General features: G+C 47.2%; 23 protein-coding genes. 7 read left to right on the plus strand and 16 right to left on the minus strand.

Annotated elements, in window-relative coordinates:
* Both ACTIE6_RS22025 and ACTIE6_RS22030 read left to right on the plus strand, forming a co-directional pair.
* Positions 1-2,704, plus strand: a 2,704-nt coding sequence (locus tag ACTIE6_RS22025; RefSeq protein ID WP_439558683.1) for an integrin alpha, incomplete at its 5' end; no start/stop codon positions are given.
* A 56-nt stretch (positions 2,705-2,760) separates the two neighbouring features.
* A complete protein-coding gene (locus ACTIE6_RS22030) occupies positions 2,761-3,207 on the plus strand; it encodes a T9SS type A sorting domain-containing protein (RefSeq protein ID WP_439558684.1) in 447 nt (148 codons plus the stop codon).
* A 39-nt stretch (positions 3,208-3,246) separates the two neighbouring features.
* Here the strand turns inward: ACTIE6_RS22030 and ACTIE6_RS22035 are convergent, their stop codons facing one another.
* The 3 genes from ACTIE6_RS22035 to ACTIE6_RS22045 all read right to left on the minus strand — a co-directional run bounded on the left by ACTIE6_RS22035 (position 3,247) and on the right by ACTIE6_RS22045 (position 4,808).
* Positions 3,247-3,765 carry a hypothetical protein gene (locus tag ACTIE6_RS22035; protein ID WP_439558685.1) on the minus strand — a complete coding sequence of 173 codons (519 nt, stop codon included), beginning with the start codon at positions 3,763-3,765 and terminating at the stop codon, positions 3,247-3,249.
* A gap of 112 nt (positions 3,766-3,877) precedes the next feature.
* On the minus strand, positions 3,878-4,111 hold the full coding sequence (locus ACTIE6_RS22040) for a hypothetical protein (RefSeq protein WP_439558686.1): 234 nt from the start codon (positions 4,109-4,111) through the stop codon (positions 3,878-3,880).
* Between the two features lie 67 nt (positions 4,112-4,178).
* Positions 4,179-4,808 (minus strand): pyridoxamine 5'-phosphate oxidase family protein, encoded by a 630-nt coding sequence (locus ACTIE6_RS22045; RefSeq protein ID WP_439558687.1) that lies wholly within the window; start codon positions 4,806-4,808, stop codon positions 4,179-4,181.
* Positions 4,809-4,887: 79 nt separating this feature from the next.
* On the opposite strand from ACTIE6_RS22045, the gene ACTIE6_RS22050 reads away from it, so the two are divergent.
* A complete protein-coding gene (locus ACTIE6_RS22050) occupies positions 4,888-6,348 on the plus strand; it encodes a PLP-dependent aminotransferase family protein (protein WP_439558688.1) in 1,461 nt (486 codons plus the stop codon).
* 27 nt (positions 6,349-6,375) lie between these two features.
* Positions 6,376-7,590 (plus strand): MFS transporter, encoded by a 1,215-nt coding sequence (locus tag ACTIE6_RS22055; RefSeq protein WP_439558689.1) that lies wholly within the window; start codon positions 6,376-6,378, stop codon positions 7,588-7,590.
* Here ACTIE6_RS22055 and ACTIE6_RS22060 read toward each other — a convergent pair.
* On the minus strand, positions 7,561-7,947 hold the full coding sequence (locus ACTIE6_RS22060; protein WP_439558690.1) for a helix-turn-helix domain-containing protein: 387 nt from the start codon (positions 7,945-7,947) through the stop codon (positions 7,561-7,563). The two genes, ACTIE6_RS22055 and ACTIE6_RS22060, sit on opposite strands and share 30 nt — an antisense overlap.
* A 116-nt stretch (positions 7,948-8,063) precedes the next feature.
* Here ACTIE6_RS22060 and ACTIE6_RS22065 point away from each other — a divergent pair, with 116 nt between their 5' ends.
* A complete protein-coding gene (locus ACTIE6_RS22065; RefSeq protein WP_439558691.1) occupies positions 8,064-8,342 on the plus strand; it encodes a hypothetical protein in 279 nt (92 codons plus the stop codon).
* A 55-nt stretch (positions 8,343-8,397) separates the two neighbouring features.
* Here ACTIE6_RS22065 and ACTIE6_RS22070 read toward each other — a convergent pair whose 3' ends face one another.
* The gene (locus ACTIE6_RS22070; RefSeq protein WP_439558692.1) at positions 8,398-10,395 is read right to left on the minus strand and encodes a heavy metal translocating P-type ATPase; all 1,998 of its coding nucleotides are present in this window, start codon (positions 10,393-10,395) and stop codon (positions 8,398-8,400) included.
* A 214-nt stretch (positions 10,396-10,609) separates the two neighbouring features.
* Between ACTIE6_RS22070 and ACTIE6_RS22075 the strand changes: the two genes are divergently transcribed.
* Entirely contained in the window at positions 10,610-11,110 is a 501-nt protein-coding gene (locus tag ACTIE6_RS22075; protein WP_439558693.1) for a hypothetical protein, read from the plus strand.
* Entirely contained in the window at positions 11,107-12,906 is a 1,800-nt protein-coding gene (locus ACTIE6_RS22080; RefSeq protein WP_439558694.1) for a M64 family metallopeptidase, read from the plus strand. Before ACTIE6_RS22075 ends, ACTIE6_RS22080 begins: the two co-directional genes overlap by 4 nt.
* A gap of 39 nt (positions 12,907-12,945) precedes the next feature.
* Here ACTIE6_RS22080 and ACTIE6_RS22085 read toward each other — a convergent pair whose 3' ends face one another.
* The 11 genes from ACTIE6_RS22085 to ACTIE6_RS22135 form a co-directional block, all read right to left on the minus strand.
* Positions 12,946-13,242 (minus strand): hypothetical protein, encoded by a 297-nt coding sequence (locus ACTIE6_RS22085; RefSeq protein WP_031528004.1) that lies wholly within the window; start codon positions 13,240-13,242, stop codon positions 12,946-12,948.
* Between the two features lie 5 nt (positions 13,243-13,247).
* On the minus strand, positions 13,248-14,012 hold the full coding sequence (locus ACTIE6_RS22090; RefSeq protein WP_031528003.1) for a ParA family protein: 765 nt from the start codon (positions 14,010-14,012) through the stop codon (positions 13,248-13,250).
* Between the two features lie 320 nt (positions 14,013-14,332).
* A complete protein-coding gene (locus ACTIE6_RS22095) occupies positions 14,333-15,586 on the minus strand; it encodes an MFS transporter (protein WP_439558695.1) in 1,254 nt (417 codons plus the stop codon).
* 12 nt (positions 15,587-15,598) lie between these two features.
* The gene (locus ACTIE6_RS22100; protein ID WP_439558696.1) at positions 15,599-15,838 is read right to left on the minus strand and encodes a hypothetical protein; all 240 of its coding nucleotides are present in this window, start codon (positions 15,836-15,838) and stop codon (positions 15,599-15,601) included.
* A 35-nt stretch (positions 15,839-15,873) separates the two neighbouring features.
* Positions 15,874-16,467, minus strand: coding sequence for a TetR/AcrR family transcriptional regulator (locus ACTIE6_RS22105; RefSeq protein ID WP_439558697.1), 594 nt, complete (start codon positions 16,465-16,467; stop codon positions 15,874-15,876).
* 94 nt (positions 16,468-16,561) lie between these two features.
* Entirely contained in the window at positions 16,562-18,043 is a 1,482-nt protein-coding gene (locus ACTIE6_RS22110; RefSeq protein WP_439558698.1) for an HsdM family class I SAM-dependent methyltransferase, read from the minus strand.
* Between the two features lie 69 nt (positions 18,044-18,112).
* Complete coding sequence (locus ACTIE6_RS22115) at positions 18,113-18,775, minus strand: hypothetical protein (protein WP_439558699.1); 663 nt, start codon at positions 18,773-18,775, stop codon at positions 18,113-18,115.
* Complete coding sequence (locus tag ACTIE6_RS22120; protein ID WP_439558700.1) at positions 18,757-19,257, minus strand: hypothetical protein; 501 nt, start codon at positions 19,255-19,257, stop codon at positions 18,757-18,759. The genes ACTIE6_RS22115 and ACTIE6_RS22120 overlap by 19 nt, the downstream gene beginning before the upstream one ends.
* Positions 19,258-19,449: 192 nt before the next feature.
* Positions 19,450-20,472 carry a hypothetical protein gene (locus ACTIE6_RS22125; RefSeq protein WP_439558701.1) on the minus strand — a complete coding sequence of 341 codons (1,023 nt, stop codon included), beginning with the start codon at positions 20,470-20,472 and terminating at the stop codon, positions 19,450-19,452.
* Between the two features lie 46 nt (positions 20,473-20,518).
* Positions 20,519-21,535 carry a hypothetical protein gene (locus tag ACTIE6_RS22130; RefSeq protein WP_439558702.1) on the minus strand — a complete coding sequence of 339 codons (1,017 nt, stop codon included), beginning with the start codon at positions 21,533-21,535 and terminating at the stop codon, positions 20,519-20,521.
* A gap of 16 nt (positions 21,536-21,551) precedes the next feature.
* Complete coding sequence (locus ACTIE6_RS22135) at positions 21,552-22,229, minus strand: hypothetical protein (protein ID WP_439558703.1); 678 nt, start codon at positions 22,227-22,229, stop codon at positions 21,552-21,554.
* Between the last annotated feature and the right edge of the window lie 188 nt (positions 22,230-22,417).

Below are 22,417 nucleotides of genomic sequence, written 5' to 3' on the forward strand. Positions count from 1 at the left end.
GTACAGCGACGTGATCGTGGCCGCATCCAAGTATGACAATGGGGAGCTGGATGAGGGAGCAGCGTGGGTGTACTACGGCAGTGCTTCCGGTTTGAACATGGGCAATGCAGTAATGCTGCAAGGCAACCAGGCGGGAGCCCGGTTCGGGTGCTCTGTGTCCACTGCTGGTGATGTTAACAAAGATGGGTACAGTGATATCATGGTGGGGGCGCTGTTTTACGACAAAGGTGAGACCAATGAAGGCGCTGTGTTTGTGTACCATGGTTCTGCGGCTGGTATCAGCACGAATGCATCACTGGTATTAGAAGGTAATCAGGCCGAAGCCAACTTTGGCAATGCTATGGGACTTGCAGGAGATGTGAATGGGGATGGTTACAGCGATGTGGTGATCGGCGTACATGCTTATGATAGTGGGCAGGTAAATGAAGGTGTTGCATTTGTTTACCATGGCTCGGCACAAGGACTGAATGCAAACAATCCTGTAAAAATAGAAGGGAACCAGGCTGAATCCGCATTCGGGTTTACAGCTGCCGGGGCAGGGGATGTGAATGGAGATGGTTACAGTGACATCATGGTCGGGGCCAGGTTGTTCGACAAAGGTGAGGTGGACGAAGGCGCAGTGTTCATTTATCACGGGTCTGCATTGGGGGTAAATTCCAATGTGCCGGCTGTTATATTGGAAAGTAATCAGGTCAGCGCTTTCCTGGGTAATGCGATAGGGACTGCGGGAGATGTAAACGGGGACGGTTACAGCGACATCATCATCACTGCCAACATGTACGACAAAGGGCAGACCAATGAAGGAGCAGCATTTATACACCACGGCTCAGCGCAGGGGATCAGCCCGGCTGCGGCACTTACCCTTGAAATGAACCAGGCAGAAGCGCAGTTCGGAAGCTCTGCCGGCAGTGCAGGTGACGTGAATGGCGACGGGTATGCTGATGTGATTATTGGCGCAAAGTATTATGACAATGGTCATTTAAACGAAGGGGCGGCCTTTGTATTTCAAGGCGCTAAAACCGGCATATCCAGTATCTTATCTTCTACACTAGAAAGCAATAAAACTGGTGCACAATTTGGCTGCAGTGTCGCGAGTGCCGGTGATGTGAATGGAGATGGTTACAGTGACGTGATTGTAGGGGCCATTGCTTATGACAATGGACATGATGATGAAGGTGCGGTGTTTGTTTGGAAGGGAGGGGTAAACTTTGCTGAATCAATTCAAGAAGCACTTACTTTGAAAATCAGTAAGCGAATTAGTGTTAGCGGCGCGGGTGATGTGAACGGTGATGGCTTCAACGATGTGATGGTAGGAGTGCCGAACTACGATCCTCATGGTGCAGTTTTCATCTATCACGGTTCTCTCACAGGAGTCAATTTTAATTCTCCAACAGTAATTGAAAATGTTCCAAATAGCGGTGAGTTCGGGTATTCCGTCGCACAGGCAGGTGATTTGAACGGAGATGGTTTTGGGGACATAGTTGTAGGAGATTTGACGTACTTTGTCAAAATGAGTCCGCAATTTGAAGTCATTTCCGGTGCAGCATTGGTGTATTATGGCTCTGCTTCGGGTATTAAAGCAAACTTGGCAACAATCTTGCCAACTGACAAAGGCACATCTCTAATGGCGTGGTCAGTTGCAGGCGCCGGCGATGTTAATGGCGATGGATATGGGGATTTAGTAGTGGGAGACGAAAGTTACGATAATGGTCAGCTGGATGAAGGAGCAATTTTTGTCTACCATGGCTCACAAACTGGTGTAAGCACAACTCCCGCTGCCATAATTGAAAGCAATGGTAATTACGCACAACTAGGATATTCGGTGTCATGTGCAGGTGATGTAAATGGTGATGGATATTCGGATATCGTTGCGGGAGCACCTTACTTTACAAACCCAGAAAGCCATGAAGGAGCCGTTTTTCTGTACTATGGATCTCAAAATGGCGTATCAAAAAATCTGTCATTGAAATTGGAAAAAAACCAGGTGAGTTCAGGCCTCGGTGTTTCCGTGTCGTCTGCCGGGGACATTAATGGAGATGGTTACAGTGATGTGATTGTTGGTGCTGATTATTATAATAATGGCAGTTATAATGAGGGCGTGGCTCTGGTTTATCACGGATCTCCGTCGGGTTTGAATCCCGTTGCAATCACGCTTGAATGCAATCAAGCAGAAGCTAACTTTGGAAGGAACGTCTCATCTGCTGGCGATTTAAATGGAGACGGATATAGTGATATAGTTATTGCTGCACCAAATTATATGATTCCACAATCGGTTTGGGGAACGAGCTTTGTTTACTACGGATCCTCAAGTGGAATTGTCCAGAGTAATGGTCCGGCGTTCGCGATCAATAATTATGGAGAGAGAGGGCCTGTTGAAGTGTTAGAATTATTTGTCTCAGCTGCGGGAGATGTAGACGGTGATGGTTTTAGTGACTTACTGGCAGCTTCATACCTTTCTGCCTCAAATAGTTCAACAGAAAAAAGTGTAGTACTGGCATTTCATGGATCTTCTAGTCCAGCTCTCCTCAACAACCTCTGCCTTTACAACACCAATCTTACTACCCCAATCAACCAAACGCAATTCGCCCAAAACAACTTTGGCGCAGGCTTGTATTCTAAATCGTTCCTCGGAAGTAACAAAGGCAAGCTTGTGTGGGAGACAAAGGCTTCGGGCAGGGATTTTCGAAGGGTGCTAATAATGTAATTACTAATAGCACACAATCATCTGGTTCGCAGAATGTATATACGAGTCTCGGACTCTTGGGTACAGAGCTTAAAAATGTTATCAGTAAGCAGGGGAGTGCGACGAAAGTGCGTGTGCGCGTGAAGTATGATCCTGCACTGGCACTTACCGGACAAACGTATGGTCCCTGGCGTTACCTGTCTTCTTACCTCGGCGGCGGCGAAGTTTCACCTGCGCCCGATGAGGCAGCTAATCCAATGGCGGAAACGATCAAGCGAAAGGTTGCCGCAAATGGATCCGTGCTGGTGTATCCTAATCCTGCCTATGATAAATTTAGTATTGACCTGATAGACGCTGGCACTGTTTCGCATGTTAGGGTACTAACGTCCGGCGGGAAGCTGGTTTTACAAGCGGGATCTCAGCGGGATATAGACGTAAGTAAGCTTGCTCCCGGGAAGTACATTGTGTTGGTGGGCAAAGCGGACGGTACCCAGACTTCGCACAGCATTCTCATTTCAAGATAAGCACCTGGTAGCTACCAGGCTTGTGAAAGAGCCCGGTAGCTACTTCATAGTCAATGCGCGCTTCATGAATGCGCCCAGGAAGCTGCCGGCGAAGGTCAGGATCATTGATCCGTACAAACTGAAATTGTGCAGCTCTTTCAATGCATTACCCTCCGGTGAAGTGGTGAAAAACTGGTAGCCGAGGTAAATGAGCACACATTGCAGGATCGCCAGCGTCCAGCCACGGTAAGGTTCTGCAAAACCAATCGATATGGCAGAAAATACAGCCACGAGGTAAGGAAGGTGAATTCCCTCTGCATCTTCAATCACATATACGATAATTGAGCTGGTCGCCAGCACAAGCAGCGTGCTTGCTATAAAGCGCTTGTCAAAGAGGGATTGCTTTGTTTTGCTCTTTGATTGATCGTTGTCTATTTCCTGGGCTTTTTGAAGATCAGGTTGAGCAAAATCCGGTGTGGGTTCTTCTTTTCCGGATTTGGAACGCAGATCAGCGTAGTTTAGGAGGTAAAATATGTAGCCAAAAAAACTATAACAATAAGAAATTCCATTTTCGCGCAATTAGGCAATTCATTGAAACTGGACCAAAAGAAACACGCCTTTTGGAAAATGAAAAGCATTTTCTTGCATTAAAATAGAAAGAGGTTGTCGACAGGCAACCTCTTTTCTCATTTCATCCGATTATAGCAATATCGGGTTCGATTAAATTAATTTGGTTTGCCGCTGAATAGCTGAGCACAATGCGTTTTCCGCTTTTTTCGGCTGCTTCCAACAATTGAAAAACTTTCTCTTCGCCTTCAATTTTCAATGCCTGATATAATATATTTCCGTAGTGAAATTCCTGAGATCCAAGTCCTTTTGCGAGTGCAGCCAATTGATAGCGGTCAAATAGTTCCTTTCCGGTCATGGTTTGCATTGTTTAAATCTGGCATCATTTCCCGAAAGATGCCAGACTCAAGCCCAAGGTTGCACGCTTATCTCAAATGTTCAGGAAGTGGAATCAATTTGCTGCTCTCATCAGGTACAGGTGCATGGCGAAGGGTAGGTGTGGGGATCAGGCCAGACCATATCGGCAAATCCAGATCTTCCGGTTCATCATTGGGCATACCCGTCCTCATTTTAGCCGACGCTTCGGAAATCGGGAATGCCAACGCAGTTGTTTTGCGCACTTCCGAATCTGTCATCGGCCGCAGGTAATCCCAGGAGTTAGGGACTATTTTGTTAGTAAGCCACTCAAATGCAGCCCGTTTTGTTTCAAGATCCTCTACTTTCTCCGCTTTGGAAAACATGATCACTGACCGGTAATTCACAGAGTGACTGAATGCGGATTTCGCAACTACCAGCGCGTCAGTCAGCATAACTGAAATGCAAACCGGAATGCCCTTTTCGATCTCCCTGATAAAATGACTTCCTACGGAACCGTGAATGTAAATTTTGTCGTCATACCGGACGAAAGCAGTAGGAATAGCGAACGGTTTGTTGTCAATCACAAAACTGATGGTACAGTATAGTGCTTCATCAAGAATGGGATCGATCGTTTCGCGGTCGTAGCTGGCTTTTTTCGCCTGTCTGCTGGGAATGAGGTGGGATGGTATGTTGTTCATGATCTTGTTTTTCTTCAAAATTCCAACTTAATTGGACTTGTAGAAAGATCCAATATTTAGAATCTAGGTAGTCCAATTAATGCAGCCACTTTCATCTCTTATTAGCCCTGACAGATCCGGCAGGAGTCCGCTCTATCTGCAAATAGCCGGTCAACTCACTGCATTGATCCGAAACGGGACTTTGCAGCCGGGGCACAGGCTGCTAAGTTCCAGACAATTGGCTATACTTTTGCAAGTGAATCGCAGAACGATCGTGCAGGCTTACGACGAGCTTCTGGCACAAGGCTGGCTCGAAAGTCACACAGGAAGCGGCACTTACGTGGCGCGGAGCTTGCCGGAAATGGCATCTGAGAAAACTACCAAGCCGGGAGGAGATAACATCACTGCGTTAAGTAAAGCAGGTTTTACATTCCGGAAGTTGACGCATTTAAATAAAGCTGTCCTAAAATCCGGCAGCCGCCTGCATCTTGATGACGGGTTTCCGGATGCCCGGCTCGCACCTGTTGACGATTTGTCGCGCGCTTACCGGAGCCAGTTGATCCGTGGAAATCCGTATGTGAGATTGGGGTACGGCGATACAAAAGGATCTGCCTGGCTGCGGCAGGAACTATCTGCTCATCTGAATGAAACGCGCGGACTAAAAACAACTGCTGACAATGTACTGATTACAAGGGGTGTTACGATGGGTGTTAACCTGGTAAGCAGTGCATTGCTGAACAAGGGTGATATTGTTGCAGTTGATTCGCATGGTTGGTCGGGAGCAATGATGAATTTCGTACACGCAGGTGCCAGCATTGTTCAGGTACCGGTCGATCAGTATGGAATGGATGTAAAAGCTTTGGAACAAATTTGTGAGCAGAAGCCGGTCCGACTGGTTTACGTGACCTCGCATCATCACTATCCTACAACCGTCGCATTGCGACCTGATCGCAGGATTGCATTACTGCAGCTCTCTGCAAAATACGGATTTGCCATTTTTGAGGACGATTATGATTACGATTTTCATTATATGAGTAAACCGCTGTTGCCGCTAGCAGGTGCGGATCAGCACGGAATGGTACTTTATTGCGGCTCTTTTACCAAAACCATTTCACCCGCATTCAGGGTAGGTTTTCTGGTGGGACCGGAAGATATTATTTCTGAGCTGGCACTGCTCAGGAGGATTGTTGACCGACAGGGTGATCAGATGCTGGAAAATGCCATTGCCGAGCTGATGCAAACGGGTGTTATACAAAGGCATTTAAGAAAGTCAGTCCGGATATACCGGCAGCGACGCGATCATTTTACCGAACTATTAAAATCTGAGCTCAGTAATTACCTGCAATTTGAGGTACCTGACGGTGGAATGGCTGTTTGGGCAAAATTCAACGCCGACATTGACTTACCTCATCTTGCCTCAAAAGCGTCGCAGAAAGACCTGTATTGCTCTTCGGGTTTTAGCCAGCGTAAAGAGTTTACAAACACGGTCAGGCTTGGCTTTGCATCTTCCAACCTCAACGAATTGGAAGAAAGTGTCTCGATTATCAGGAATTTGTTGTGAGATTTGCAGGATCAATGCAGTGAGTTTATGTACCGTCAAATTGCCGCAAGTTATCGTACCGCATTCAGCGGGCTCAGCAGGGAGACCTGGTTATTAAGTGTCGTTATCCTGGTCAACCGATGCGGGTATATGGCGGTTCCGTTTATGAGCATGTACATTACCCAGAGCTTGCACCGGAGCATTGCCGAGGCCGGGCTGGTGATTACTTTGTTCGGGGTAGGGTCGGTGCTGGGTGCCATGGCGGGCGGTTACCTCACAGATCAATGGGGTTTTCGGCCTGTGCAGATTTTCAGCCTGATCCTGAGCGGTATCTTCTTTATTATTTTCAGTCTGGTAACCAGTTTTTTCTGGATTTGCGTGCTGGTAATTGTGCTCGCCTTTTTTGTAGAAGCTTTTAAGCCAGCTAATAGTACTGCCATTGCCGCTTACTCGACGACCGGCAATCTAACCCGGTCTTATGCATTGAACCGCCTGGCTACCAACATTGGCTTCGGCTTCGGTACTTCAATGGGCGGCATTCTTGCTGCCATTAACTACCACCTGCTGTTCTGGGTTGACGGTATCGTGTATATGCTTGCCGGTGTGTTGATCATTATATTACTGCCAAAAGCGAAGATCAACCGGGAAGCGACGGTCAATGAAGCAGACGCGATATTCGGGAAATCACCATGGACTGACGGGTTTTTCCTGCGTTTTCTGATCATGGTCACGCTCTATATGGTTTGCTTTTCGCTTTTGTTCAGACTGGTGCCGGTGTATTGGAAAGAACAAATGCACATTGGTGAGTCGACAATCGGCTTGTTATTGGGGATGAACGGGTTAGTCATCGCATTGTTCGAAATGGTCCTGATACAGAACCTGAGAGACCGGTGGTCTGACTCGGCTTACATTGTCGCCGGCGTAGTTTTCAGTGCGTTGTCTTTTCTTGCGCTGGTTGTCCCGTTTGTGTTGCCCGTAGTCCTTGCGGGAATCGCAGTGCTGCTGTTTACGATTGGCGAAATGCTTGCTATTCCCTACATCAGCACATTTGTAATGAACCGCGCAAGCGAGATGAGCAGGGGAAAGTATTCCGCTGCCTACTCAGTGTCACAGGCCGTAGCGCAGATCATAGGTCCCGCGCTGGGCGGCTATGTCGCTGCAATGTGGGGTTACCAGGTACTTTGGCTCGCGCTGATAGTAGTGAGTGCTACCTGCGCGCTGGGCTTCAAGATGCTATTCCAACGAACTGTCCGGCTCAGCTGATTCAGATTCTTCCGTTTCAGAAGGTTGCAATGCTTTGAGCTGGTCTTTGAGGTGTTTGATCCGCTCGTCTTCAAGTTCGAGCGCTTTCCGCTGCAACTCGATCAGATCGTCCTTTTTAAGCATTACATAATTTTCTCTTGGCTCTTCAAACATAGGCGCTTCGCCAACAAGCTGGGCAACTGTTGCATTGAGGACTTCCGCCAGTTTGATCACCTCTTTAAGAGAAGGATCACTCTTGCCAGTTTCCCAGTGTGAGATAGTTTGTTTGTCCTTCCTGTCAATTTTTTCTGCCAGCAGATCCTGGCTCCATCCCAATAATTTGCGGTATTTTCTAATTCTCTGACCAACTATTGACATTTTCTCAACTTAAAGTATACGATTGCTTGACTTTGTAATAAGAAATATATACTTTTGTATATACCGTTTTTAGTAATGCGGAAATTACAAAATTAACACACACAACTTCACATCAAATGAGCGAACTGCAAACACGAGTTTCCGAGTATGGTGGATTGTCCATCAAAGAACGTCTTCTGATACGTTTTGTAAAATCAAGGAATATTGTTGGAAAGAACTGGCGCGGCGTACTTGCGGCGAATGATCCGTTCTTTAACACGAAGCTGGGGGGTGACTATCGGCCGTCCGTGGCGCAGGCAGTATCTGACAGCAGCCGGGGTAATGTTGACCGCTTTGAGCGCGTTACACTGGCGCTTGAAAAAGCGGCGGGTATCCGGTCTGTACCGATTGTCTGATTCCTTGTAAAAAGGCGTTTGATTGCTGCCGGTGCTCCTGGTACCGGCAGCAATGTTAAATTTTCCTGCCCTGGATCCTGAAAGCATTGAGGATCGCAAGTAGCGCTACGCCAACATCTGCGAACACAGCTTCCCAGAGTGTAGCAATGCCGCCTGCGCCCATGATCATGACGGCGAGCTTGACGCCCATTGCCAGTGAAATATTCTGGTAAACAATGCTGCGTGTCACTTTCCCCGCCCTGATCGCCGAAACGATCCTGGAAGGCTGATCGTTCTGGATCACAATGTCTGCGGTTTCAATCGCAGCATCAGACCCGAGCGCGCCCATGGCGATACCCGCGTCAGCCAATGCGATCACGGGGGCGTCATTAACACCGTCGCCCACGAATGCAATGCGCCGGCCTTCCGCTTTGAGCTGCTCTACTACACGGACTTTATCCTCGGGCAGTAACCCGCCGTAGCTTTTGGCGATATTCAGCCGGCTCGCAGTACTGTTAACCACCGCCTGCTTGTCGCCCGAGAGCATGATGGTTTCAATGCCCATTTTGCCAAGCTCACTTACCGTAGCGGCTGCATCCTCTTTAATTTCATCAGCAATGATAAAATGCCCTGCATAAGTACCGTCAACTGCCACTGCCACAATTGTTTCAGGAATGTCTGAAAGTGATGGGGGATAGGAGACTGCAAACTTTTCAAGCAATTTCAGGTTACCGGCAAGTACCAGCTTTTGGTTTACGATCCCTTTCAACCCAAGTCCCGACAGTTCTTCTACTTGCGCCGGTTTGTCCAGGCGCTGCTCAGCTGCAAATGCAACTACGGCTTTGGCCACCGGATGTGTAGAGTAGTTTTCAAGCGAGGCAGCCAGCTGAACAAAATCGGCTTCATTCATCGTGGTTTCCACCTGCTGGACCTGAAACACACCTTTGGTAAGAGTACCCGTTTTATCAGAAACCACGGTATCGATCTTTGTCATCACGTCCAGGAAATTGGCGCCTTTTACTAGGATACCATTTCGCGAAGCGAGACCAATTCCACCAAAATAGCCCAGCGGAATGGAGACAGTCAACGCGCAGGGACAGGCTATTACGAGAAACACCATGCCGCGGTACAGCCATTGATCAAAGTTGTAATCAGGGGTGAAAAGATAGGGGACAAAGATGATCAGTACGGCCAGCAGGAATACGATCGGCGTATAGATCTTGGCCAGTTTGCTGATCATCAATTGCGTAGGTGCTTTTCTTGCAGTTGCATCCTGCACCATTTCAAGGATCCGCGACAGTTTGGAATCTTTGAAAAGCGCAGTAACCTCGATTTCAACTGCTTTTTCAGTATTGATCATGCCGGCGAGCACCGGCTTACCCGACGTAATTACATCCGGCCGCGGTTCTCCGGTTAATGCGGCGGTGTTAAAAACGCCTGATTCGGAGAGTAACCGTCCGTCCAGAGCAACTTTTTCGCCTGCCTTCACCAGGATTGATTCGCCAATGCGGACGTCGCCAGGTGTGGTCTGTACATTTTTCAGCTTTCTGATCACGGTAACTGAATCAGGGCGGATATCAAGCAATGCTTTAATGGAGTTTTTCGACCTGCTAACTGCGAGGTCCTGGAAAAGCTCGCCGATTTCGTAAAAGATCATTACCGCCACGCCTTCGCTGAACTCGCCAATGTAGAATGCGCCTAGCGTCGCGATGGTCATCAATGTAAACTCATTGAAAAAGTCGCCGCGCATTATTCTTCGTCCGGCTGCAAGGATGGTTTTATTTCCCGCCAGCAGGTAGGCGATCAGCATCAATGTGATTTCTACCGGCCTTATGATTTCAATTTTAAAGATGAATGTGGCTGCAAGTGTACCGAGCAGTATTGCTAAACTGAGCCAGAGCATCCAGCGACTTTGCAGCAATCCCTGATCTCCATTATTTCCGTGATCGTGATCGTGGCCGTCGTGGTCATGCTCGTGACTGTGTTCGTGTGAATTTTTGTGTTGATGTGCGTGATCGCCTGAGCAGCAATCGTCTGAGTCGGTTTGTGCCTTATTCTTATTCTCCAATTCCATTAGTAACTCGTTAATTGATTTTCAAATATAGGGTTGAAAGGTGTGCAACAGGGTTTCAGGTGCTGGAAATCAGTTAATTGCAATGATGTTGCAGGCTAATGCAACCGTTCGTTCAACGGTCGGGTCGTACTTTGGATAAACGGGTCTTGCCAGGCTGTGAATTTGCTTTGGAATGATGTAAATTTACCAAGACCAGATTCCTAAACCGGTGTGCATGCAGAAGCAATTTATATTGAATTACATTTTACTAACAGCGCTGCTGTTTTCAGGATGCAGCAAACGGTTGGCGGTTTTGGATTTAAATGATGTGAGAATGTTCAACCCGGAAAGCGCAGATCAGATACTCTTTCTGGAATTCCTGGTTAGTCAGCCTGAAAAGGGGGATATGGAAAAGATCAGCCTTGTAAGCTCCGTTTCGGGCGCGGGCAGATTAAAGAACCTGCGGCGGTCGGTCGAGTACCCTTACCAGATCCAGGTGATACCGAGATACAGGACAAGTGCATTGGAAATCCCGATGGTTTTTGAACATCCGCTTTTCCGTGAAGTGGAAGTACCTGATCCCTCCGGAACGATCACGCGTAAGAAGCAGTTTGCGACCGAAGGTTCATTTACGATGCGCATGCAAGCCGACCCAAACATTGAAAAGTTGGAGTTTTTCAGCGTAAAACCGGGAAAACAACCAGTAAAGATTTATACACTGAATTTGAAACAATGAAAAGAACCTTTACCACACTAGTATTTACCCTCCTTTTATCCCGCGTTTTCGGACAAACTTTTCCCGTCGATACCTTGTATAAATCGGGTCCGGTCAACAACCGCATTAATGTTGTTATACTGGGAGACGGATTTACGAAAGAGCAGCTCCCTAAGTTTAACGAAGAGGCGCGCAAATTTGCCGAGTTTTTTCTCGATTATGCGCCGTACAATAAGTACCGCAACTACTTTAATTTCTTCTCCATTCCAACACCCTCCGAAGAAAGCGGAGTGACTAACCCGGGAACTGCGCCCGACGCTTACCCGGACCAGCCTGTCGGACAGAAGAAAACCTTTTACGGCGGGACTTTCGGTTCTTCCATACACCGGTTGGTAACTGTAAACTATGGCGTTGCATTCAATGTACTAGCCGCCAATTTTCCTGCTTACGACCTGACGGTAATGCTGGTAAATACCCAGTTTTACGGCGGCTCGGGTGGTTCTATCGCGGTACATACATTGAACGAAAGCGCCAATACGATAGGTGCGCATGAAATCGGCCACACATTTGCCGCATTGAACGACGAGTATTGGGCCGGTCCCCAATATGGAAGGGAGGCGCCCAATATGACAGCTGTGACCGATCGCTCTCGGGTGAAATGGAAAAACTGGCTGGATATTCCCGGAATAGGGATTTATAAACACGGGGAAGACGGCCCTGCTGCTACCTGGCATAAGCCTTCGAATGCGACTTGTTTAATGGAATATTTGAACCAGCAGTTTTGTGTAGTATGCCGGGAAGCGACTACCGAAACGATCTTGTCACTGGTCAATCCGGTTGAGCAAATAGAGCCAGACAATGCATCGGAATACCTGGTGACGGCGCCAGCCAAATTCAGCCTGGGCTTGCTGAAACCTGCGCCCAACTCCCTGTATGTTGAATGGGATATAGATGGAAAGAAAGTGGCTGCCGGTGTCGATGAAATTACACTAGCACCCTCGGATCTGCCTGCAACGGGAAAATTGACTGCAACCGTTTTCGACTCCACGCACCTGAGCAGATCGGAAGCGCTGGCTCAGCAGCGCGTCAGGAAGATTCAATGGAACCTGAAATCCAATTCACCCGCCATATTGAAGATCAATGCGAGCGACGACAGCTTGTGCGTGGGCGGTTTTGTAACGCTAACCGCCTCCGGCTGCCCGGGGGAAGTAAGTTGGTCGACCGACGAAACTGCCAGCTCGATCCGGATACAGCCAGACAAAACAACGTCCATTCAAGCCTCCTGTGTCGCTACTGACCAGAAAGCGAGTGTGACAATCACCGTCCTGCCACTACCGGTGATCGAAGTGACAAACAAAAGCCCCTATCTCGAAGGAAGTAGCATTGTCCTGAATGCAACAGGTGCGAGTACTTACACCTGGAAAGGGCCGCGTGAGTTCACGGCAACAGGCGCTGAGATTACCATTCCGGTTGCAATTAAGGAACATTCGGGGAAGTACTCGGTGACTGGAACTGATGTTTACGGTTGTTCAGCCAGCGCGGAGACGGAGCTACTAGTGGAGCGTTTGCTGTCTGCCGGAAATGGGCCGGAAGAATGGGTGCGGGTTTCACCCAATCCAGCCAGTGACTTTATCAAGGTCGCCACGAATATGGCCGGGAAATCTACACTCACACTTCTGGACCTTTCAGGCAAGATCATTCGCACAAAAACTTTTACACGTGAAACGGAATTGAAGCTGCCAATCCAGGCTGGTGTGTATTTGTATAAGGTTACAAATGGTGAACGGGAGTTTTCTGGTAAGCTGGCTGTGCAGTAAAAGTAAAAAAGTCTCCGCAAAGAGACTTTTTTATGAATGTTAGTCGGTAAGTGATTTAGGCTTCCGTCCTACCTTTGTACGGTTGCGGATTTTGTCTGGCCGCGGACGGATCTCTTTATCCTGAAAATACAGCTTTAAAGATTCAAGGATGATGTCTTTTTGCGTAAGCCCTTCCCAATACCCGTAATCCTTCATGTTTTCCATGAGAATGTAGTCACAATCGAATGTAACTTTGGTTGGCGCTCCCTCAATCACCTCGGTGGGTTTGTTTGGCTCTTCCTGGACATCAGCTACCAGCGGAAGTGGCGCAAAATCAAATTTCCTCTCTTTTGCCATAAGTGTCAGTTATTAATTCGTTCGAGTATTTCTTTAGTTAGCTTGTAATAATCTTCTGCGCCATTACTGTCGGGCGCGTAATCGAATATCGTTGTGCCGTTTGCCTGAGCCTCAGACAGGGCTATGTTATCGCGAATGTACGAATCCATAAATACTTCACCAAGTTGCTCCCTGGTCGCGTTGATCAGTTCGTGGCTGATTTTCTTGCGGATCTTCGGGTTGTACCGCGTTGCGAAAACGCCGCCAAGGTTTGTGCTCGGACTTATTTTTTTAATCTCGGCAGAGTAAACCAGGAAGTTTCTCAAACCTTCATAGCTCAAAAATTCAGCCTGCAACGGAACATAATACTGGTGGCAGGAAACCAGCGCCAGCCTCGTGTTACCATATAGGGCAGGAGGGCAGTCTATGATCACGAAATCGTACAACTCCTTTACTTTCTCCAATGCAATTTTCAGGTTGAATGGAAAAACGGGGGCCGACCTGATCGTGTCTTCACGGTGGATCATTTCTGCCGATCCGGGCAATACATCAATGTCGCCAACACGCTTTACAATCTCGTCAAATTCATATTCACCGGTGATGAACGAGCCACTGTCTTTTTTCAAGCCGGCGTGTTGAATGCCGAAGCTTTTTGTAAGACTCGCTTGTGCATCCAGGTCAATAACCAGCACCCTTGCATTCGCAAATTTGCTGAGACCGGCAGCAATGCTCTGAGCAGACGTAGTTTTTCCCACACCACCCTTGTTGTTGACAATACTGATGATTTTCATTTAAAAAGTATTATTAGTATAAAATGATTGTCGTTTATTTCACATCGGATACGTAAATAAACGTAAAATAATTTTACTACTAATCTAAATGAATAAAATGCTTCAAAAGTTTTTGTCTTTGTAAATGTATAAATCTTTTTAAAAGATCGAAAAGTATTAAAAGAATTTATTTTTTAAGTTTAAGATTGTTCAATGTAAGTTCCTGGAAAACAATAGGCTATATCCAATATAGTTTTAACAAAAAAATCCACCAGCTGGCTTTTGGTTTTCCGTTAAATGGAAAAGCAATGTCGCCGAACTGGTGGATTGTTTTTGAAAAACTAAATAGCTGTTCCCGGTGCTGCTGTCGCCTGTACTTTATGGGTAACGTACTTGTGAATACGATACATTAAAAATGCAGTCACCACAATGGCGAACACAACCACATTTCCGAGCAGAGGATAATTTTCAATGAAGCCGGTGCTGCTTTCGTGGACGATAAATCCAGCGATCAGCGAAGCAATGCCGCCTGAAATTTGCTGGACCGACGAGTTGATCCCCATGAAAGCACCCCGGTCTTGCTGCTCGGGAACAGCACTCATCAGCGCCGAAGCGGAGATCATCCGGCCCGTGATGCCGACAAAAAGCAGGATGTTCAATATGATAATAATCCAAAGTGGTGTGACGCTGAGATTGCAATAAATGAGTGTCATCACGCAAGCAATGAAGGAACCCAAGAGGAACACTTTATACTTCCCGATCCTGTCGCTCAGCTTCCCGATCATTGGACTGAATGCAAGCATGCACAAGCCAGTCACCATATATAATGTAGGTAGCTGCGCCTCCTGAATGCCGAGGTTGTTGACCCCGTAAGCAGTACCAAAAGGCATCAGCATAAAGCCGCCGGTGGCGAGCAGGGTCGTGGCGGCGAAAGCCTGCAGGTAGGAAGGTTTCGCCAAAGTTTTACCCAAGTGCTGGAATGCATTCGTCTTCGTTTGCAACTTCAAATGCGCGTTGATCGGCTTCATATAAAATACGACCAGCACCCCAACAATAATGCTCAGCCCGACGATCATCAGAAACGGCGCGTGCCAGCTGTACTCTTTTGCAAGGTACAATCCGATTGGTATCCCCAGAACCTGACTGCTCGCAAATGCCATTTGAACAAACCCCATCACACGACCGCGGACCTGGATCGGGAAGAGATCGGTAATAATCGCGAAGCCGATCGAGCCGATTACCCCGCCGAAAAGTCCTGTGAAAATCCTTGCTGCCAGCAGAAAATGGTAAGTTGGCGCAATACCGCATAGGAAAGTCCCGATTACAAATCCTGTATAAAAGAAAAGCAGTAACTTTTTTCGGTCAAACTTGTCTGCAAAGCCCGCTGTAATCAGCCCCGCCGCGCCCGCACTGAATGCATAAGCCGAAACAACCAGCCCGAACTGGCTGGTTGTAATCGAGAGTTTTTCCAAAAGAATGTAGCCCAGCGGCGATAGTACCATGAAATCCAGTACCACCGTGAACTGTAAGAAGGCCAGCAATGCAATAATAAATTTCTCGTAGCCGGTGAAAGTCGGCTTTTTTTGTTCTGTCATGTATTGGTTCGATTAGTCTGTTAACTCTTCACATGCATAACCGGCCTGCTGCAAAAGCGCGATAACAGGCGCACATTCAGGCTGCGTGGCCTCAACCCGGAGCACATTATCAATATCTCCAAGGTCTATATTCCATTTGATGATACTGGTATGTCCGTCAAGCAGCGGCGATATGGACTTAACATGCCGCTTATTTTTGACATTCGTCCTGAAAACGAGGACGTATTCTTCTTTGTAAACGTGGTGGCTCATAGCTAAGTAGTTGTTCGGGATGATGCTGAATGCTCTTAAGGTTGGGGTTTCAAAGCTTTCAGCACCAGTCCGAGTGTCTGGTTTACTTTTTCTTCATCGAAAATGAAAGGCGGTCTGCCGGGCATGCTTGACTTCGCAATATGGAATTTAACCAGCTGATACAAAGGCGCAAATGCAACCGACCAGTAAATCTCAACAGGAAGCGGCACAATTTCCCTGCGCTCAATCGCCTTATGTACGAACCTTCCCATTGCCTCGGTAAATCGGGTGCCTACATTGGAGCGGCTGACCAGCGGAGAGTGGCGCAGCTGTTCGATAAATGTGTGGCTGAATGGATTTTCCAGGCAGTAATGCATCCGGTTAAGCCACTGTACCCTTAATCCTTCATCGAAATGCGACTCAGGATCAAAGTTCTTTAATGTTGCATCGAACATCTTGTTGGTTTCGTCGGTGTAAAGCTGCTGGATCAGGTCCTCGCGATCGTGGAAATAAATGTAAATAGTAGCCACGGATACCCCCGCCGCCCTGGCCAGTTTATGCATGCTCAAACCATCGAAACCATGATTTACGATCATTTCAACAGCCTTTTGCCTGATCAGTGCTTCTTTATTGACGTCTCTTGTTCTCAATTCCTGTACATGTTTTCATGAAGCAAATATAAATGAACGTTCGTTTATTTAAACGTTTTTGAAAAGCATTGTTTTTACAAATTTCGACTGAAAGTCAGGCTGGTACCAGGTTTGTTATTATGAAATTTTCAATCGCCTTTTTGTTGTAACCTTTGTATCCTCCCTGAAAATCCCGTCCTGCCACGGCAATAAAGTCAGCCATTCTTTGCGAGTTGAGCTGAGCTAACAATTGTTCGTGATCACCGTCGTACTTGATAAAATACCCGGAATACACAGTCACATCGGGATTTTCGTACAGCACGAAGTTTGGCTTTTTGTTCATGGGAGAAAAAATGATCTTTTTTCCAAATGAACTATCCAAACCCTGCGAGCGGCCAAATGCATACCAGGCAACGGGATTAGGCTTTCCATTATCACGACGATCGAGCGCGGATTTTACTTTAAGAAAATAGGAGAAAGTTTTCGGAAACTGTGTTTGCAATGTTTCTTCATCGATAACCTGCTGTTTTCCTGAGCTATTTTTCTGATAGGGAAAGAGAATGTATTCAGTCACCGGATCCGTCGCCGCTTTTAGTTTGGAGCCTTTAATAACCGGTTTAAGAAGTGCTTTTTCGAGGTACTCATAGTCGCCGTTCTTGTTTTTTGCATAAACAATCCCGTCATTTTCCTCCAAAATAGAAAACAGGTAATAAGCGTCTCCCAGCGTCGTAAGTCCGACTGAAATCTGGCAGATATCACCTAATTTTCTACCTTCCTGCGTCTCGGTGGCGGATACCGACAACTGCCAGGGATCAGTCAGTTCTGTAAATGCAATGCGCCTGGAAGCGTATGAAAAGTCAGAAGAAATACATTTCTCAAAAGTAAAATCCGGAGCTCGCTGCTTGCCGAAAACAGTGATTGCCGTGTAAGTGGAAGCATTTTCAAACACACTGATCTCCGCGAAATTGGTAATGTGGATCAGGTTCTGCTGCTCCTGAAAATAGGAGCGGAGTGGCCGGCCCGTTTCGGAGATAAAGAAAGAATTAGGCGTAATAAAGCCGCAAATGCCGTTTTCCGACAGGAGCGTGGCGGCGAGCTCGAAGAATGCGACATAGGCGTCGGTAGACCCGGAGCGGCAGAATGCGTAATGCGCTTTGATATAAGTCCGCTGCTGTTCTTCCAGGTGCTGGATTCGGATGTACGGCGGATTGCCTACGATAAAGTCAAACCGATGCTTTTTTGCTTTCTGTGTCAATGCATTACGTACGGACAAGTTCCAGGAAACGGAAATGTCGAGTGGCTTTAACAATGTTTCCAAGTTGGCTTTGCAGGCGGCAATGGCGAGTGGATCAATGTCCCAGCCGTGAATTTGCCGGAGTCTTTTCGGGAGCAGCTCACGTGGAGTAGTTTCGATAATATGAGAGGCGATCGGAACCAGAAAGCGACCGTCGCCACAGGCTGGATCGAGAATTGAAGCCGACGTTAGATCTGCCTGATAGAATCCGCAGAGTCGCAGGATTTTTTCGACAATATGTGCTGGTGTGTAAACTTGCCCGAGGAGCTTTTTTTTCTGGTAAGTGCGTGACTGTGATGCCATTGACGAGAATAAAATCCTGGTAAGTTTCCCGGCTGAAAGGTTGTGGGGATAGAATGTGCCTAAAACTACTTATTTCAAAGCGCAAATCCGAAACCCTTTCAACGATCTGATGTAGGCGGTTGGTGTCACCGGGGCAATTTCGTTGAACAGGATTTCGTAAGTATCCTCATTGAATGTAAATGCAGTACCATCGGCTCTTACCCGTTTGGTACCTGCTGCATAAAACCGGCCGATCTCCCCGTTTTGCAGTGCCGACTTGTCGATAAACCCGAGCAAAGAAGCGACGGTGCCGGCTATTTCTGATTGGTGAAATGAAATGCAAAAGTAGTGCGTGGTTTTGGAGCCCGGCTTGTTCAGCTGTGAAGAAGGAATGTTGAGCACATAGTCTCCTGCGAGATTTCCAGCGCGCCGCTTCATTGACTTCACATCCACAGCAAAGTCCATCAGGTCCGACCGGATCAAAAAATCCTGTCCCCAATCCTGCCCATCGATCGCACCGAAAGACCGGCCAGGGCGGGGCAGGTGAAAGGAGTCGGCGAAAACAATCTCGCCGAGCGTGCCTGTGAAGCGGAGCATCCTTGTGCTGGCGGGTAATACCTGTGCTTTGTCCCAAATATTGGATACCCGATGGTGCGCGAGCGAATGCTCCACCAACTTGCGGGCTGCAAGCTTCTGTTCAGCCCGCACGGAGATTTGGATATATGTACCGGATTTCAGAACAGTTTGCTCCATGCAAATCTAATCGCCAGCAAAGTGAGTACAAAGCCTATCAAAATCACAGAAAATGGAACGTAAGTCCATGCTACTAAGTGCAATCGGTCGAAGAACCACATCAATCCGATGAGCGCAGCAATGAGCGTGAGAAATCCGGAAATTTTCCCAAAACCGGGTATTAACGCAAAAGGTATCTTGCGCTTGATCAGCATCAGCGTCAACGCAAGGGAAATGATAGGTAAAAATTGCAAAATGATGTTGGCTTGCCAGATACTCTGTCTTTCAAAAAGAAAAAGGTAGATATTCAGCGTAAATGCAAAAATGCCGGGAATACTGACCGCATATACCAGTACCGCGTACACATAACCCCAGAACTGAACATCCCGGCTCCCATTTGCCACCTCACCAATCAACCAGGCAAGAACCGGCATGAAAGCAAAAAAGGCCACAGCTGGCCAGGGATTGGAGGAAATGTACTGAAATAGTTGTGTTAGCGTCATTTTTTTTTGTTTGTCTGGTAGGGATAGTTAGGGGAGGAAGGGGAGGATGGAGGAAAGGGAAGACGGAGGATGGTATTTGAATTTGTTTAATATTGTAAATTACAGTTGTAAACTATATTTGTAATTTAAATCCCACTTCCTTTCATCCTTCCTCCATCCTCCCTTTCTTCCCTTTTCTCCCTTTCCTCCTTTTTATAAATTCAAAAGAAACCCGATTGTAAAATTCGCGTCCCAGTCGAATACGAATTGGTCGCAGCCGGTCGCGTCTTTTACAGCTTTGTAAATGTTGACTCCTGCTTTTGATTTTGCATTGGTCAGTTTGGAATAGGCGAGTGGCTCGCTCAGGGTAGTGTAACGTTCCTTGCCTTTACGTACTTCCTTCGCCATTTCGAAAGGTACACCGCCGATGATAAAGCAGGTCTTGCGTTTATCTGCCGGGATCTGTTTTGATTTGGAGGATACTTCTTCGTACACCTTTGAATCGTCTGCTCCGTCCTGGTAGTACTTAGCGCCATACGATTCCAGCGCAGAAACTTTGCCACCTTCCATCCAGGAAATCTTGGTGTTACCTGATCCGATATCCACTACAAAAGCCTTGTCTGCATACTCCGCAGGCAGCACCGATTTAAGTGCCAGCTGGCCTTCCTGTTCGGCAGTTACCTGGTTTACCACATAACCTATCGACTTCAACACGCGCGTGATCTTCTGAGTTACATCGGCTTTGGCAGCGCCGGAGCTTACTACAAAATGGATGTCTTTACTGCCCACACCGAAGTCGAGCATGCCGCCAATGTACTTTTTAAGACCCACGCGGATATCTTCGTCCGTGGCCATATTCTCAGTCACCAGGCTGTTCCCGAACTCAGACTTTTCCAGCGACCAGTGTTTTTGCTTGTCAACTTTGATAATGAAAGAATTGAAGCCACTTGCGCCAAGCTCAACAACGCCTTTCAATTTCCCGTCAACCGGCGCTGGCGCGGTATAGCTGAATGCGGCTGCATCGGAGTTAACTGCTTCTGAATTCCCGGCAGTGGATTCGCTCGGGGCGCTTTCGTCTTCGCCAGCAGTTGTGGCCTGACTCTCGGGATTTTCCGCCCGCTCTTCTGCCATTTGGTTGAGCGCTTTTTGGCCGCCCAGGTACTTATATCCTACAAATAATGCTCCTAAAATAAGCGCCGTGATGATCAGGCGGCCGGCTACTGTGAGTCTTTTCATGGGTTTGTGTTAAAGATGAATAATGTTAAATAGTTGAAAAATGTTGTTAGTCGAGCAGACCTCGGTAGCTTGAATCCTTGGGTACCTCTGTCGGCCGGCTGGAAGGCGCCTGTGGGCTATCGAGCTGGATCAGCTTGAACTGGCCGGAGTTGTAGGCTTCAAGCATAGCCTGCCCCTTATCGGATAACAACCCGTTTTGCACGTCGACGCCGTTAATAAAGTCCAGTGAAAGGTCCATTGCGCGCTTCATTTCGCCCAGCTTCTGGCTCATATCATCCTGGATATACTCCATTGACTCGTCGAAATAGAACTTTTTGTCCGGGTTACCTTTAAAGATACTGATCGCAGTGCGCAGTGCATTGGAGCTTTCCTTCACGATCCGGTACTCCGCTTCTTTGAGCTTTACTTTGATTTCTGTCTCTTTAATAATGTAATCGGCGCTTTTATTCACCTTTTCCATAAATTCAAGAACCGTTTTCATGTTCCTTTGAAGCGGAAAAAGCTTCTCATTCATTTCCTGCAAGCCTGCACCTTCAATCGTTGCCAGCGAAGCAGTTTCCTTCATTCCAGGCCGATCGAGCATGGTACCGGCTTTGTTGGCCTCGGCAAACTTCTGCTTGATGCGCTCATTATTTTCATTGATATTCTTGTTCAGCTTTACCAGCTGACCTGCGAGCGTGTTGATCTGTCCCTGCATTTTCTCGCGCTTTTCTTTCAGATCATCAATGTAAATTTTCATAATCGCGATCGGATCTAATTTGATAACTAGTCCGGTGATTTTCCTCATCAATGTTTTGAAAAGGAAGAAAACAGCAGTGCGTACATCCTTGCTCGTAAACAGGAAGATGACCAGCGCAAGTACGGCCATTAAAAAGCCGAGGTACAAGGTGTTTTGTGTTACCTCGATCAGGAAAGCGGCAATTTTGTTCCAATAGTAAAGTGCAGCCGCGCCAAGACCGCCTATAAAAAGAAGCGAGGTGATCCCCTCGGGTTTACTCCAGTAAGATCGCTTTGAGGTATCCTCCTGCGATCCGCCTATTTGTGTAAAGTCTGGTGTTGCCATTTGTCGGGAAGTCAGGTTATTTGAGATACTGGTTTATTTTGTTCAAGTCTGATTTAATTTGTTCAACAAAGCTGAGATATGTAATTTCAAAACTGTCTTTGTTCGCATTGATCTTCGAGCTCTGTTCTGCCACTTCGCCTGAAATCTGTCCGAGGCGGTTTTTGTTTTCATCTATCTTCTTTTGAATGTCAGCCAATTGCTGTGCCAGAGAGTTGTTTGATTCTTCCAGCCGCTTTTGCTCATCCTGCAATGCACCTACCCGGTCTTTGATTGCTTTTTCTACATCTTTCAAAAATGAGCTCCGGTCTTTATCCAGGATGGAAAGGTACTGGTTTGCAGAGGATTGCAGAATGGAAGTTTCCTTTGCGCCGCCCATTGCCTTGAAGCTCGCCCAGGCTGCCTGGAACTGCTTTTCCTCCCCGAGACCAAGACCTTCCATGTTTTGTAAAGCCTGTTTATACTCAAAATAGTCGGGCCCGGGAAGATTGGCTTTTTCGAGCAGGCTTACAAAATGTTCCACAAACTTGCGGTCAATGTTCATAGTGCCCGCTACATTCGGCACAGTAGGTGCGGCGGTTTGCGCTGGCTGTTCAGCCGCCGGCTTGGTCGCCGGAACAGCTTTGGCTGGTTCTTCACTCTCCTTGATAAAAAAGCTGAGTATTTTCTTTCCAATACCCGGTTCAGAGTCTGCCATCGTGTATAACTGGTTAAAATTCATTGGTTTTACCAGGTCAATATTACTAAAATTTGGAGGATATCAGGTGCGGGGATATTTACCAATGGTAGCCTGAATTGATAAAGGCGCCGAAAATTTGGATGGATTCAGGGTGAATTGTTGAACAGTGCCGCTTTTTTACTGAAGTTTACCCCAAAAACATCTTC

It is taken from the genome of Dyadobacter sp., assembly GCF_051859145.1.
GTDB lineage: Bacteria > Bacteroidota > Bacteroidia > Cytophagales > Spirosomataceae > Dyadobacter.

Excerpts from the sequence above, each read along its gene's own strand:
- ACTIE6_RS22040 (WP_439558686.1), bottom strand. The coding sequence starts at position 4,111 with ATGACCGGAAAGGAACTATTTGACCGCTATCAATTGGCTGCACTCGCA.
- ACTIE6_RS22045 (WP_439558687.1), bottom strand. The coding sequence starts at position 4,808 with ATGAACAACATACCATCCCACCTCATTCCCAGCAGACAGGCGAAAAAA.
- ACTIE6_RS22050 (WP_439558688.1), top strand. The coding sequence starts at position 4,888 with ATGCAGCCACTTTCATCTCTTATTAGCCCTGACAGATCCGGCAGGAGT.
- ACTIE6_RS22055 (WP_439558689.1), top strand. The coding sequence starts at position 6,376 with ATGTACCGTCAAATTGCCGCAAGTTATCGTACCGCATTCAGCGGGCTC.
- ACTIE6_RS22060 (WP_439558690.1), bottom strand. The coding sequence starts at position 7,947 with ATGTCAATAGTTGGTCAGAGAATTAGAAAATACCGCAAATTATTGGGA.
- ACTIE6_RS22065 (WP_439558691.1), top strand. The coding sequence starts at position 8,064 with ATGAGCGAACTGCAAACACGAGTTTCCGAGTATGGTGGATTGTCCATC.
- ACTIE6_RS22070 (WP_439558692.1), bottom strand. The coding sequence starts at position 10,395 with ATGGAATTGGAGAATAAGAATAAGGCACAAACCGACTCAGACGATTGC.
- ACTIE6_RS22075 (WP_439558693.1), top strand. The coding sequence starts at position 10,610 with ATGCAGAAGCAATTTATATTGAATTACATTTTACTAACAGCGCTGCTG.
- ACTIE6_RS22080 (WP_439558694.1), top strand. The coding sequence starts at position 11,107 with ATGAAAAGAACCTTTACCACACTAGTATTTACCCTCCTTTTATCCCGC.
- ACTIE6_RS22085 (WP_031528004.1), bottom strand. The coding sequence starts at position 13,242 with ATGGCAAAAGAGAGGAAATTTGATTTTGCGCCACTTCCGCTGGTAGCT.
- ACTIE6_RS22090 (WP_031528003.1), bottom strand. The coding sequence starts at position 14,012 with ATGAAAATCATCAGTATTGTCAACAACAAGGGTGGTGTGGGAAAAACT.
- ACTIE6_RS22095 (WP_439558695.1), bottom strand. The coding sequence starts at position 15,586 with ATGACAGAACAAAAAAAGCCGACTTTCACCGGCTACGAGAAATTTATT.
- ACTIE6_RS22100 (WP_439558696.1), bottom strand. The coding sequence starts at position 15,838 with ATGAGCCACCACGTTTACAAAGAAGAATACGTCCTCGTTTTCAGGACG.
- ACTIE6_RS22110 (WP_439558698.1), bottom strand. The coding sequence starts at position 18,043 with ATGGCATCACAGTCACGCACTTACCAGAAAAAAAAGCTCCTCGGGCAA.
- ACTIE6_RS22115 (WP_439558699.1), bottom strand. The coding sequence starts at position 18,775 with ATGGAGCAAACTGTTCTGAAATCCGGTACATATATCCAAATCTCCGTG.
- ACTIE6_RS22120 (WP_439558700.1), bottom strand. The coding sequence starts at position 19,257 with ATGACGCTAACACAACTATTTCAGTACATTTCCTCCAATCCCTGGCCA.
- ACTIE6_RS22125 (WP_439558701.1), bottom strand. The coding sequence starts at position 20,472 with ATGAAAAGACTCACAGTAGCCGGCCGCCTGATCATCACGGCGCTTATT.
- ACTIE6_RS22130 (WP_439558702.1), bottom strand. The coding sequence starts at position 21,535 with ATGGCAACACCAGACTTTACACAAATAGGCGGATCGCAGGAGGATACC.
- ACTIE6_RS22135 (WP_439558703.1), bottom strand. The coding sequence starts at position 22,229 with ATGGCAGACTCTGAACCGGGTATTGGAAAGAAAATACTCAGCTTTTTT.